This window comes from Dactylosporangium sp. NPDC051485, assembly GCF_040682015.1.
GTDB lineage: Bacteria > Actinomycetota > Actinomycetes > Mycobacteriales > Micromonosporaceae > Dactylosporangium.
Window position 1 is genome coordinate 1 of the sequence record NZ_JBFAZW010000069.1, and the last position, 12,060, is coordinate 12,060.

General features: G+C 72.9%; 12 protein-coding genes. 5 read left to right on the forward strand and 7 right to left on the reverse strand.

Annotated features, from left to right (window positions below; all coding sequences use genetic code 11):
- Nucleotides 1-314 (reverse strand): M17 family peptidase N-terminal domain-containing protein (locus AB0M46_RS32555; protein ID WP_363342307.1); only part of this gene is annotated, 314 nt, incomplete at its 3' end.
- Between the two features lie 144 nt (nucleotides 315-458).
- On the opposite strand from AB0M46_RS32555, the gene gcvT reads away from it, so the two are divergent.
- Entirely contained in the window at nucleotides 459-1,550 is a 1,092-nt protein-coding gene (gcvT, locus tag AB0M46_RS32560) for a glycine cleavage system aminomethyltransferase GcvT (protein ID WP_363342309.1), read from the forward strand.
- A gap of 48 nt (nucleotides 1,551-1,598) precedes the next feature.
- On the opposite strand, the gene cobS is transcribed toward gcvT, so the two are convergent.
- Nucleotides 1,599-2,342 (reverse strand): adenosylcobinamide-GDP ribazoletransferase, encoded by a 744-nt coding sequence (cobS, locus tag AB0M46_RS32565; RefSeq protein WP_363342311.1) that lies wholly within the window; start codon nucleotides 2,340-2,342, stop codon nucleotides 1,599-1,601.
- A complete protein-coding gene (locus AB0M46_RS32570) occupies nucleotides 2,330-4,072 on the reverse strand; it encodes a bifunctional adenosylcobinamide kinase/adenosylcobinamide-phosphate guanylyltransferase (RefSeq protein ID WP_363342313.1) in 1,743 nt (580 codons plus the stop codon). The genes cobS and AB0M46_RS32570 overlap by 13 nt, the downstream gene beginning before the upstream one ends.
- Nucleotides 4,073-4,167: 95 nt before the next feature.
- Between AB0M46_RS32570 and AB0M46_RS32575 the strand changes: the two genes are divergently transcribed.
- Entirely contained in the window at nucleotides 4,168-4,368 is a 201-nt protein-coding gene (locus AB0M46_RS32575; protein WP_363342315.1) for a hypothetical protein, read from the forward strand.
- 1 nt (nucleotide 4,369) lies between these two features.
- Nucleotides 4,370-5,164, forward strand: a complete 795-nt coding sequence (locus tag AB0M46_RS32580; RefSeq protein ID WP_363342317.1) for a site-2 protease family protein — start codon at nucleotides 4,370-4,372, stop codon at nucleotides 5,162-5,164.
- A 43-nt stretch (nucleotides 5,165-5,207) separates the two neighbouring features.
- On the opposite strand, the gene AB0M46_RS32585 is transcribed toward AB0M46_RS32580, so the two are convergent.
- Together AB0M46_RS32585 and AB0M46_RS32590 are read right to left on the reverse strand one after the other, a co-directional pair.
- Nucleotides 5,208-6,206: an aldo/keto reductase family protein gene (locus AB0M46_RS32585; protein WP_363342319.1), complete on the reverse strand. Its 999-nt coding sequence runs from the start codon at nucleotides 6,204-6,206 to the stop codon at nucleotides 5,208-5,210.
- Nucleotides 6,207-6,231: 25 nt separating this feature from the next.
- Complete coding sequence (locus AB0M46_RS32590) at nucleotides 6,232-7,758, reverse strand: WG repeat-containing protein (RefSeq protein WP_363342321.1); 1,527 nt, start codon at nucleotides 7,756-7,758, stop codon at nucleotides 6,232-6,234.
- Nucleotides 7,759-8,305: 547 nt separating this feature from the next.
- On the opposite strand from AB0M46_RS32590, the gene AB0M46_RS32595 reads away from it, so the two are divergent.
- Together AB0M46_RS32595 and AB0M46_RS32600 are read left to right on the forward strand one after the other, a co-directional pair.
- Nucleotides 8,306-8,650, forward strand: a complete 345-nt coding sequence (locus AB0M46_RS32595; RefSeq protein ID WP_363342324.1) for a pentapeptide repeat-containing protein — start codon at nucleotides 8,306-8,308, stop codon at nucleotides 8,648-8,650.
- Nucleotides 8,651-8,976: 326 nt separating this feature from the next.
- Nucleotides 8,977-9,915, forward strand: a complete 939-nt coding sequence (locus AB0M46_RS32600; RefSeq protein ID WP_363342326.1) for a hypothetical protein — start codon at nucleotides 8,977-8,979, stop codon at nucleotides 9,913-9,915.
- On the opposite strand, the gene AB0M46_RS32605 is transcribed toward AB0M46_RS32600, so the two are convergent.
- Nucleotides 9,893-10,513: a DUF3043 domain-containing protein gene (locus AB0M46_RS32605; RefSeq protein WP_363342328.1), complete on the reverse strand. Its 621-nt coding sequence runs from the start codon at nucleotides 10,511-10,513 to the stop codon at nucleotides 9,893-9,895. The genes AB0M46_RS32600 and AB0M46_RS32605 overlap by 23 nt on opposite strands.
- A gap of 102 nt (nucleotides 10,514-10,615) precedes the next feature.
- Nucleotides 10,616-11,959: a UDP-N-acetylglucosamine 1-carboxyvinyltransferase gene (murA, locus tag AB0M46_RS32610; RefSeq protein ID WP_363342330.1), complete on the reverse strand. Its 1,344-nt coding sequence runs from the start codon at nucleotides 11,957-11,959 to the stop codon at nucleotides 10,616-10,618.
- Between the last annotated feature and the right edge of the window lie 101 nt (nucleotides 11,960-12,060).

Here is a 12,060-nt window from a genome sequence, read left to right on the forward strand (position 1 = left end):
GACTCGGCCGCCGGCGCCTGGGCCGGGTCCCCGGCGGGCGCCGCTCCCAGGCCGACCGCCACCACGAGCGGCGCCGGCACCGCCCCGAACGCGGCCAGCTTGGTCACCTCGCCGAGCGCGCCGGTCGCACCGAGCACCCGCAGGGTCTCGGCGAGCCCGCCGCCCGGCCGGTCGCTGAAGGCCGCCGCCACGCTCTCGGCACCCGCGGCGAGCTGCGGCTTCGCGTCGCCGCCCTCCTCGGCGTAGAGCCCGATGACGACGGCGTCGGCGGCGAGGTCGGCTGGGTCGGTGTCGACCAGGGTCAGGGAGGTCACTGATGCTCCACATCACTCGTGGTTCGTGTGCGTATTGAGGCAGCCGGATACACGGCGGCGCTGGTTCACTGTGCTTTTGGCACAGCTTCAGCATGCCGCCGAATCGGGTGCAGGTCACGATAACCAACGCGATAGGTTGCGGGCATGACCCAACCCTTGCGGCACCCCGCTCTGTATCACCGCCACACGGCGCTCGGTGCCAAGTTCGCGGCGTTCGGTGGCTGGGAGATGCCCCTCGAATACGCCGGCGGCGGCGTGCTCAAGGAGCACGCGGCCGTCCGCGAGGACGTCGGCGTGTTCGACGTGTCGCACCTGGGTAAGGCCCGGGTCCGGGGCCGCGGCGCCGCCGGTTTCGTCAACGCCTGCCTGAGCAACGACCTCGACCGGATCAGCGCCGGCCAGGCGCAGTACACCCTCTGCCTGGCCGACGACGGCGGCGTGGTCGACGACCTCATCGCGTACCGCTTCGGCGACGACGACATGTTCCTCATCCCCAACGCGGCCAACACGGCGGAGGTGGTCCGCCGCCTGACCGAGGCCGCCCCGACCGGCATCGGCGTGGTCGACCAGCACGAGCTCTTCGCCGTCCTGGCCGTGCAGGGCCCCCGCTCGAAGCCCCTGCTGGACTCGCTGGGCCTGCCGAGCGACCACGACTACATGAGCTTCACCGTGGCCGAGCACGCCGGCACCGACGTCGTCGTCTGCCGCACCGGCTACACCGGCGAGCACGGCTACGAGCTGGTCGTCCCGTCCCACGACGCGCACACCCTGTGGGACGCCATCGTCGAGGCGGGCGCCCGCCCATGCGGCCTGGCCGCCCGCGACACCCTGCGCACCGAGATGGGCTACCCCCTGCACGGCCAGGACCTGTCGCCGGAGATCACCCCGGTCCAGGCCCGCTCGGGCTGGGCCGTGGGCTGGTCGAAGCCCGCCTTCTGGGGCCGCGACGCCCTGCTGGCCGAGAAGGCCGAGGGCCCCCGCCGCCTGCTGTGGGGCATCGAGTCCCTGGACCGGGGCATCCCGCGCGCCCACATGACGGTCCTGTCGGGCGACACGGCCATCGGCGAGGTCACGAGCGGCACCTTCTCCCCGACCCGCAAGGTGGGCATCGGCCTGGCCCTGATCGACACGGCGGCCGGCATCTCGGAGGGCGACGAGGTCGCGCTGGACGTGCGGGGCAGGCGCTCGGCCATCCGCGTGGTGAAGCCCCCGTTCGTCAAGTCCTCCGTCCGCTGAGCCCCTCCGCCTGGTCCCGGGTGACGGGCGGCCGCACGCCGCTACCCGTCACCCCACCGCCAGCACGATCAGCGCGCCCGCCGTGGACAGCTCGACGGCCGCCCCGATCACGTCCCCGGTGAGGCCGCCCAACCGCCGCCGGGCGTGGGTCGTCAGTGCCCAGGAGACGCCCACCGCCACCAGCACGGCGAGCGGTCCCCGCCACGGGAAGGCCAGCGACGTCGCCGCGGCGGTGACCAATGTCACTACGGCCAGCCATGCGAGCGGCACGGTGGAGGCCACCAGGGCGCCCATGCCCTCCGGGCGGGCCGCCGGCAACCCCCGGCGGCAGGCCACCGTCGCCCCCAGCCGCCCGGCGGCGAACGCCGCCGCCACCGCCGCCACGCCGATCCAGAACGGCCGGGCCAGGAGCGAGGCCGCCGCGGCCGCGTCGATCAGCAGCACCGCCGCGATCGCCGCCACGCCGAACGGCCCGATGTCCGACTTCTTCATGATTTCGAGGGCCTTGTCGGAAGCGGCGTACGAGCCCAGCCCGTCCGCCGTGTCCGCCAGCCCGTCCACGTGCAGCCCGCGGGTCAGCAGCAGCGACAGGGCGACCAGCACGGCGGCCCCCAGCAGGGGAGCCGCCCCCGCCAGGACCAGCCCCCGGCCGGCCAGGCCCAGGACCAGCCCCAGGAGCGCACCGGCGAGGGGCGCCAGGAGCATGGCGTGGCGTACGGCCGGGCGGTCCAGACGCGACGCCCGGACCGGCGCGACCGTGAACAGGCTCAGCGCGAGCCTCAGCCCTCCCACGACGGCTTCACGTACGGCATCTCCGCCGTCGGCGAGTCGGCCACCACGCGCTGGATCTCCGCCTCGATGCGCTCCTGCTCGCTCAGCCCGTCCGTGGGCTGGGCGGGCGGGTCGACCCGGACGGGAGTGGCCGCCCCGATCGTCAGGGCCGTGTTGACCAGCGGCAGGGCGGTCAGCGCCGTCGCGCCCTCGCCCAGCGCCAGGCCCATCTGCAGGAACGGCACGGCGCCGAGGACGTCGGCGGCGAGCTTGACCGTCGGGTTCTCGCCGTGGTCGGGCATCAGCAGCCAGTGGCGGGTCTGGGCGCCGTAGTCGCGGGCCACGAGCGCGCCGGCGATGGCGACCGGGCCGTCCACCATGATCGGCAGGCGGCGGGAGGCGGCGCCGAGGATGGCGCCGGTGGCCACGGCGATGTCGCCGCCGCCGACCATCGAGAGCATGACGTGCGGGGCGCGGCTGCGGGCGCGGATGCGGTGCCGGGCGTCGCGCACCGCACCGATCTTGCGAATCCAGGCGGCGTCGTCGACGAAGCCGGAGGCGTTCACCACCCGGCCGAGCAGGGCGGCCGGCTCGGCGCCGGTGAGCACCGCCACGACGGCGGCCGCGGCGGCGTCCGAGCCCGCGCCGCAGGCGGCCAGGACCAGCAGGTCGACGCCCTCGTTGGCGGCGGCGTCGGCGAGGCGCCAGCCCAGGGTCAGCGCGGCGTCCACGGTGGAGTCGTCCAGCGAGTCGTGCACCTCGGCCGGGCCGGCGTCCGGGCAGTCGATCGCCTGCACGCTCGCCCCGGCGGTGGCGGCGAGCATGGCGATCGTGCCGGTGCCGTCGACCACCTCCTGCAGGCGGCGGTCGGCGGCCTCGGCCGTGTCCCCGGCGGAGAACCCGCCGGTGCGGTCGCCGCGCAGCACCAGCACCCGCGGGCGCTGGAACGGGCGCGGGTCGGGGCGGCCCTGCACGCCGCCGGCGAAGCGCACGACCGGGGTGAGCCCGCCGAGGCCGGCGCCGTTGAGCCGCAGGGTCCGCAGCCGCTCGCCGGCCTCGTGGGCGGTCGACTCGTCCGGCAGCGGAAGTTCCATGCCAGGGGAGAAGGAGAGGGCGTCGCCGCCGTCCGCCGTGGACAGCACCGTCCCCGCACCGGCGGCCTCGAAGACGAACGGCTCGGCCACCGCCACCACGGGAGCGGGCCGCGGACCCTCGCCGCCGCGCAGCCACGTGAGCTGGCCCGCCACGACCAGGCCCACGCCGTCGCAGGCGGCCGCCACGCGCTGGTTGAGCAGGCCGTTGGCGTCGGCGAAGGTGCGGCCCGAGGCGGTGACCGGCAGCACGCCCAGGCCCACCTCCGGGCTCACGAGCACCAGCCGCCCGGCCGCGCACGAGCGCACCGCGTCGGCGAGGGCGCCGATCGGGCCGTCTGCGTACGACGGATCGGACCAGTCGCCGCCGCTGTCGTACACCGCGCCGAGCCACCCGCCGAGGTCATCGACGAGGATCGTCTCCTCGGGCTTCGCCTCGGCCAGCAGCTGCGCCAGCCGCTCGGGCTCCCAGCCGATCTCCTCGGTCCGCCAGTCCGAAGGCCGGCGGGCCCGGTGCGCGGCGATGCGCGCCGCCCAGCCGCCGTCCGACGTGCTGTCCCGGGCGGTCGCGACGTACCGCACCACGCCGGACCCGGCGACGAGCGCCTCAGCCACTTCCGACTTTCCGGACCGGATTCCTCCGAGCACCAGCAACCGCATGCCCCGTACTTTAGAGGGACACCCGTGGCCGGAGTCGGCTCAGGGCCAGCGGGCCGATACGCTCGAAGTCTTCTCACTGCGACAGGAGTGTGACCATGGCGTGGACGTGGCAGTTCGAAGACGCTGAGCGCAGGCCCGTCGATGGGCCCAACGAGGCGTTTTCCAGCCAGTCCGACGCGGAGTCGTGGCTCGGCCAGGGCTGGCGTGATCTGGTGGCCAAGGGCGCGACTACGGCGATTCTCACCGAGGACGACCGCACCGAGTATCGGATGAGTCTGTTGCCGGCCGGGGGCTGAGGTGTCGTACTACGGGCAATTCGGCAGCCGGACCAGCCGGCTGCCCAAGGAGGCGTTCCGCCCGAGCGCGATCTTCCTCGGGCTGCTCGCGCTGCTGGCGGTCAGCGGCTGGATGGCCTTCGCGGGCTACGGCAACCCGCGGATCAACGTGTTCCTCTTCGTCGCCGCGGGCTGGACGATCTCGCTCTGCCTGCACGAGTACTCCCACGCGCTGGTCGCGTTCAAGGGCGGCGACCACGACATCGCGCATCGGGGCTACCTGACGCTCAACCCGTTGAAGTACACCCACCCGCTGCTGTCGATCGTGCTGCCCCTGGTCTTCGTCATGATCGGCGGCATCGGCCTGCCCGGCGGCGCGGTCTGGGTCAACCACGGGGCCATCCGCAGCCGGTTCGTCGACAGCCTCATCAGCTTCGCCGGGCCCGCGATGAACCTCGTGCTGGCGATCCTGCTGGTCGTGCCGTTCTCCCTGGGCCTGGACACGTCCGGGCAGCCGGAGTTCTGGGCGGGGCTGGCGTTCCTGGCCTTCCTGCAGCTCACGGCCAGCGTGCTCAACTTCGTGCCGATGCCGGGCGTGGACGGCGGCAATCTGGTCTACCCATGGCTGTCCCCGCAGTGGCAGCGCGGCTTCAGCCACGTGGCGCCCTGGGGCATGCTGATCCTCATCGCGCTGCTGTGGTCGCCGCGGATCGGCGGCTGGTTCTTCTCGGTCGTGTACGGCATAGGCGACCTGATAGGACTCCCGTCCTACCAGGTCAGCTACGGCCTCTCGCTGTTCCGGTTCTGGTCCTTCTAGCTATCCGGCCGGTCTAGGGCGTCCGGCCGTTCCCGCCGGACGGCTACGGCCGCGTGGCGGGGCTCTGCGTCAGCGCGGGGTCCCGCTGCACGACCGGCTCCAGCGCCTCGTCGATCCGCTTGAGCAGCTCCGCGTCGAGCTTGATCCCGGACGCCTTGACGTTGTCCTCGAGCTGCTCGGGCCGGGTGGCGCCGACGATCGCCGACGAGACGTTGGGGTTCTGCAGCACCCAGGCCAATCCGAGCTGCGCCATCGACAGCCCGGCCTGCTCGGCCAGCGGACGCAGCTGCTGTACCGCCTCCAGCACATCGTCCTGGAGCAGCCGCGCGATGAAGCCGGCCCCCGACTTCTGGTCCGTCGCCCGCGAGCCCGACGGCGGCGGCTGGCCCGGCTTGTACTTCCCGGTGAGCACCCCCTGCGCCAGCGGCGACCACACGATCTGCCCGAGGCCGAGCTCCTCGCTGGCCGGCACGACCTCGGCCTCGATGACCCGGTACAGCGCCGAGTACTGCGGCTGGTTCGACACCAGCTGGATGCGCAGCTCCTTGGCCAGCGCCGCGGCGGCCCGGATCTCCTCGGCCCGCCACTCCGACACGCCGATGTACAGCGCCTTGCCGGCCCGGACCACGTCGGCGAACGCCTCCATGGTCTCCTCGAGCGGCGTGTGGTGGTCGTAGCGGTGCGCCTGGTACAGGTCGACGTAGTCGGTCTGCAGCCGGCGCAGCGACCCGTCGATCGACTTCATGATGTGCTTGCGGGACAGGCCGCTGTCGTTGCGGCCGGTTCCGGTGCGCCAGAAGACCTTCGTGAAGATCTCCAGGCCGTCGCGGTTCTGGCCCTTGAGCGCGTCGCCGAGCACCACCTCGGCGCGCGTGCCCGCGTAGACGTCGGCGGTGTCGAAGGTCGTGATGCCGAGGTCGAGGGCGGTGTGCACGCATGCGGTAGCCTGCTCCGCCTCGACCTGCGAGCCGTGAGTGATCCAGTTGCCGTACGAGATCTCGCTGACGAGCAAACCGGAACGGCCGAGGTGTCGAAACTCCATGTCACGACCCTATGCCGGGCCGCCGCTACATCACCGGGCGGGTGTCGGCCAGCAGCCGGTCGATCTCGTCCGTGACCCCGGTCCGGCTGGTGAAGGTGGCCTGGATGATGGTCCGCCCGCGCCGGTCCAGCGCGCCCCAGCGCTGGGCGTCGTCGACGATCAGGAACGCCACCGGGTGGATCATGATGGTGTGGTGCACCGGCGGCACCAGCACCCGCCCGGAGCGGTCCACCACGCCCTTGCGCCCGTCCAGCGACACGACGGCGAGGCCCTCGTCGCTGAAGCCGTCGATGTACCGCCCGTCGAGCAGCGCCGTGGCGAAGCCGTCGTACTGGAACTGGACCACGACCCGCCCGACACTGTCGACCGCGCCCCAGTGCCGGCCCCGGCGCACCGCCGAGACGCCCCGGCGGAAGGGCCGCACGTCGTCGTACCCAGTGGAGATCAGCACGGTGTTGTTCTTGTCGATGGCGATCCACCGCGTGGTGCCGTCGCGCGACACCCAGGCCACGCCGTCGGAGAAGCTGCCCACGCCGATGTACCCGTCCGCGGGCTCGATCAGCACCCCGCCGCCGTCGTCGATGAGCTGCCAGTTCTGCGCGCCCTGTCCTTGCACCCAGGCCACGCCGTCGCGGAACGGCTGCACATCGAGGTACCCGGGCCCGATGACGAAGTTGCCGTCGGCCTCGATGTACCCCCAGCGCTGGGTCTGCTCGTCGAACGCGGGGGAGGGCGCCTTGCGGATCTGCAGGATCTCGTCGCGGCTGCGGGGATACGGCCCCCATCCCTTCTCGGCCACCCGCCGGAACACCGCGTCCAGGGCCAGCTCGGTCTGCGCGATGAGCTCCGGATCCTCCTCCTTGCGCAGGTCCAGCGCCCGCTCGAAGTGGTTGCAGGCCTCCATGTAGCGCCCCTGGTCGTACGCGCACTTGCCGGCGTGCTGGTGCATGGTGGCCCGCAGCCGGTCCGGCAGCTCCGAGGAGTTGGCCAGCGTGAACAGCCGGTCGGCCTCGTCAAACTCCTCCTGCCACTGCAGCACGTGCGCCAGGCGCGCCTGCGCGATCGCGATGCGCCGCAGCTCGCCGGTCGCCTCCGCGTGCGCGAGCGCCAGCTTGCCGTCGGCGAACGCCTTGGGCAGGTCCCCGAGGATCCGCGACACCACCGCCCGGAGGCTGAGCAGCCGCGCCCGCGTCGGGTTGTCCGAGACCCCGTTCAGCTTCGCCGTGAGCTGGTCGCGGATCTCGGTGACCCGCACCGCCTCGTCCCCCTCGACCTGCTCACGCAGCGTGTCGGGATCGAACCGCCAGACGAACGACGCCAGCACCTGCTCCGGATCGGGCCCGGCCGCCGGCTCGGCCCGCGGCCCCGGCGGCGAGGTCGGCGCGATCGCCGCCAGCTCGGGCGGGAACCCCTCGGCCCCCGGCCGCACGATGGGCAGGTACCCGGTCGCCTGCAGCCCGTCGACCCCGGCCCCGGTCAGCTGCGCCGAGCGATACGCCCCCATGGAGTCCCCGGACGCCACGGCGGGCGCCGGCGGCTCGCCGACCTCCACGAACTCGACGCGGATCCCAGGACCGGAGGACCCGGCACTCGTACCGCCTGAGCTCACGCTTCCGCCCGTCGCACTCGCGTTGACCTCGACACCCCCACCGGCACCCTCGCCCCCGGAGGGCGCGCCGTGCGCGGCCTCCCCGTCGCCCTCACTCTCGGCGTCGCGCGCAGGCCCCTCGGCCACATGGCCACCAGCGGCGTGGGCTCCGGCGTGCGTACTGACAGCGTGCGCTCCAACAGTATGCGTACCGGCAGCATGCGCTTCAGCGGAGTGCGCGCTGACAGCGTGTGTCCCAGCAGTATGCGTTCCGGCGGCGTGCGGCCCGGCCGCGTGTGCTCCGCTACCGGCCGGCGCCTCCGGGGCATCGCTCGCGTGCGCCCCCGCCATCGGCGCGCTACTGACGGGCGCGCTGCTCACGGGTGCACTACTGACGGGCGCGGCGCTGACCGGCGCGTTGCGCGGCGGCTCGGGAGCCGCCTCCGCCGGGGTGAACGGCTCGGGGCTGCCCGACCTGGAGTCGACTGGTCCGTGGGGGATTTGCCCGGGGTTGTTCCGCCTCGGGGTGATCGGCCCGTACACGACCGGACCCGGCCCCGCAGGCGCCGAACTCACTGGCGCACTACTCACGGGAGCAGCGCTCACCGGCGCCGAGCTGACCGGCGCCGAGCTGACCGGCACCGAGCTGACTGGCGCAGAACTCATGGGGGCCGAACCCATGGGAGCCGAGCTTACGGGCGCCGAGCTGACCGGGGCCGAACTCACGGGGGCCGAGCTGACGGGAGCTGAGCTCACGGGCGCGGAGCTGACCGGGGCCGAACTCACGGGCACGGAACTGACGGGGGCCGAACTCACGGGTGCCGAGCTGACCGGGGCGTTCTCGGGCGTGCCGTAGACGCCCGGCGTCGCCCGGCCGACTGTGGCCCGCCCGGAGGAGCGCACCGGCGCCGACGTCCCGGCCTGCGGGTTCACGGTCCGGGGATGCCCGGGATTGCTCCGCCGTACCCGCGGCACCTCGTCGGTCGGCTCGTCGAGCGCCCGGCTGCGCGGCCGCCCGTACGCAATGCCCTGCGCCGGTCGCGCCGGGTAGCCGCCCGGCTCCGCACCGCGGCCCGGCGGGTACCCGCGCGGATCGCGAGGATCGGCCCCGCGCTGGTCGTGGTCGCGCCGGTCGGCAAACCCGCGGCCGTCGGTGAAGTCGCGGGGGTCGCGGGGGTCGCCGTGGTCGCGCTGGTCGGCGAACCCGCGGCCGTCCGTGAAGTCGCGGCGGTCGTCGTGGTCGCGCGGGTCGCTGTGTTCGCGCGGGTCGGCGAATCCGCGGCCGTCGGTGAAGTCGCGGCGGTCGTCGTGGTCGCGGCGCTCGTCGTACCTGCGGCCGTCGGTGGAGTCCCGGCCGTCGCCGTAGCCGCGCTGGTCACCGCGGCCGCGGGGGTCGCCGTGGTCCCGGCGGTCGTCGTAGCGGCGGTCGTCGCGGGCGCGCCGGTCGTCGTAGCCGCGCGGCTCGTCGTACCCGCGCCGGTCGTCATAGCCGCGCGGCTCGTCATAGCCGCGCCGGTCGTCGTAACCACGGGGGCCGTCGTATCCACGCCGGTCGTCATAGCCGCGGGGCTCGTCGTATCCACGGCGGTCGTCGTGGGGGCGCTGGTCGCCGTGCCCCCGGCGGTCGTCGTAGCCGCGGGGCTCGTCATAGCCGCGAGGGCGGTCGGGGGCGCGGCGCTCGTCATACTCCCGCGCGGCGCCGTGGTCGCGCCCGTCGTCGTAGCCGCGGGGGTCGGCGTGCGGGCGGCGGTCGTCGTAGCCGCGGCCGCGCGAGTCGTATCCACCCTGGTCAGGGGCCTGGCCGCGGTGCTGGCCGCGCCCGATTCGGTCGGCCTCGTCGCGTCGCTGTTCCGGAACTCGGCCCCAGGGCACGGTCGGCACGGCCGCCCAGGTGGGCGCGGCGGTTCCCGGCTCTTCTCCCGGGTACTCGTCGCTCACAGCTTCGCTCTCCTCGCCACACTCCGGCAACCATGCTGCACCGGCGCCCACCACGCGCCTACCGGTGACACTGTGGTCCGGTCGCGAAGGGAGACTACGGCTTGGAGCCCCTCCACCGCCACCGCCGCCGCCGAAACGTGTCCGGGCGGCCGGCAGGGGATCAGATGGGCTGACCGATCTTGACCTGCGGCTTCGGGTTGCGGATGAAACGGAACGAGATCGAGCGCATGACCGCGTAGAGGTACAGCGAGCCCATCTTGTCCTTGGCGTCCGGGAAACGCTGCTTGACCAGCTTCTTCACGCTGCGGGAGATCATGAAGCCGTCGACGAGGGTGGCCAGCAGCATCACGAAGAACAGCGCGTTGGCGGCGATGTAGATGCTCGGGTCCAGCGAGCGGTTGAAGCCCACGATCATGACGAGGAACGTGGTGCCGAAGAAGAAGGTGCCGATCGTGCGGCGGGAGTCCACGATGTCGCGCACCAGGCGGCGGACCGGGCCCTTGTCGCGGGCCAGCAGGAAGCGGTCCTCGCCGTTGGCCATGCCCTCGCGGGCCTCGAGCCGCTCCTGCCGCTGCTTCTCGCGCATCTTCCTGACGGCCTCCTTGCGGTTGGCCGCAGGCGGCTCGGCGACCCGACGCCCGGCGATCACGCGCTTGGGCGTCTTCACGCCCAGCTCTTCCTTGCTGGGGGTGTAGCCCTTCCGCGTCGCCGACGTCTCGGGCTCGGAGACGGCAACGGAGGCTTCGGGCTCTTCTGGCTTACGACGAAACAGCGACGGCACGACACGAAGGGTAGCCGACGCTGCGGAAGATCAGCAGCGTCGGCTACCTCTCAGCCGATTTCCCGCAACGCGCCGGCCGGGTGGCTGTTACGCACCGTGCGCTCAGCCAAGCTCGACGTGGGCACCCAGCCCGTTGAGCTTGGCCTCGAAGTCCTCGTAGCCGCGCTGGATGAGCTTCACGCCGTACACCCGGGAGGTGCCCTCGGCGGCCAGGGCCGCGATCAGGTGGCTGAAGCCGGCCCGCAGGTCGGGGATCACCAGGTCCGCCGCGTGCAGCTTGGACGGCCCGGCGATGACCGCCGAGTGCATGAAGTTGCGCCGGCCGAAGCGGCAGGGCGTGCCGCCCAGGCACTCGCGGTACGTCTGGATCGTCGCCCCCATCTGGTTGAGCGCCGCCGTGTAGCCCAGCCGCCGCTCGTACACCGTCTCGTGCACGATCGACAGGCCCCGGGCCTGGGTGAGCGCCACGACCATGGGCTGCTGCCAGTCGGTCATGAAGCCGGGGTGCACGTCGGTCTCCATGGCCACGGCCTTGAGCTCGCCGCCCGGGTGCCAGAAGCGGATGCCGCCCTCGCCCGGGGTGTCGTCGATCTCGAACGCGCCGCCGACCGACGTGTACAGGTTGAGGAAGGTCATCATGTCGGCCTGCCGCGCGCCCTTGACGAACACGTCGCCGCGGGTGGCCAGCGCCGCCGCGGCCCAGCTGGCCGCCTCGATGCGGTCCGGGATCGGCCGGTGGGTGTAGCCGGTCAGGCGGGGCACGCCCTGGATCTCGATGACCCGGTCGGTGTGCACCTTGATGATCGCGCCCATCTTCTGCAGCACGCAGATGAGGTCGATGATCTCCGGCTCGACGGCGGCGTTGCGCAGCTCGGTGACGCCCTCGGCGCGCACCGCGGTGAGCAGGATCTGCTCGGTGGCGCCGACCGACGGGTACGGCAGCTCCAGCTTCGCGCCCCTGAGCCCGTCGGGCGCGGTGATGTCCATGCCCTTCTCGGACTTGTCCACGACCGCGCCGAACTCGCGCAGCGCCTGAATGTGGAAGTCGATCGGCCGGCCGCCGATGTTGCAGCCGCCGAGGTCGGGGATGAACGCGTGGCCGAGCCGGTGCAGCAGCGGGCCGCAGAACAGGATCGGGATGCGGCTGGAGCCGGCGTGCACGTTGATCTCGTCGACGTTGGCCGACTCGACGTCGGACGTGTCGAAGTGCAGCTCGCCGTCGAGCTTGCCCCGCGTGACCTTCACGCCGTGCAGCTCCAGTAGGCCCGTGACCACCTCGACGTCGCGGATCGCAGGGACGTCGTACAACCGGCTCGGGGTCTCACCGAGCACCGCGGCCACCATCGCCTTGGAGACGAGGTTCTTGGCACCGCGCACACGGAGGTCGCCGTTGAGCGGCGCGCCGCCGTGCACGGTGAGGACGTCACCGGCGTCGTAGTTGGTCACGAAACCCCTCCTGCAGGCAGGAAATAGAAGCAAGACGCTGACACAGCGTGACCGAGCGCGCAAATCGCGCCGCATCGCCCGCGCAGCATATCCACATCTAC

Excerpts from the sequence above, each read along its gene's own strand:
- gcvT (WP_363342309.1), top strand. The coding sequence starts at position 459 with ATGACCCAACCCTTGCGGCACCCCGCTCTGTATCACCGCCACACGGCG.
- AB0M46_RS32570 (WP_363342313.1), bottom strand. The coding sequence starts at position 4,072 with ATGCGGTTGCTGGTGCTCGGAGGAATCCGGTCCGGAAAGTCGGAAGTG.
- AB0M46_RS32575 (WP_363342315.1), top strand. The coding sequence starts at position 4,168 with ATGGCGTGGACGTGGCAGTTCGAAGACGCTGAGCGCAGGCCCGTCGAT.
- AB0M46_RS32585 (WP_363342319.1), bottom strand. The coding sequence starts at position 6,206 with ATGGAGTTTCGACACCTCGGCCGTTCCGGTTTGCTCGTCAGCGAGATC.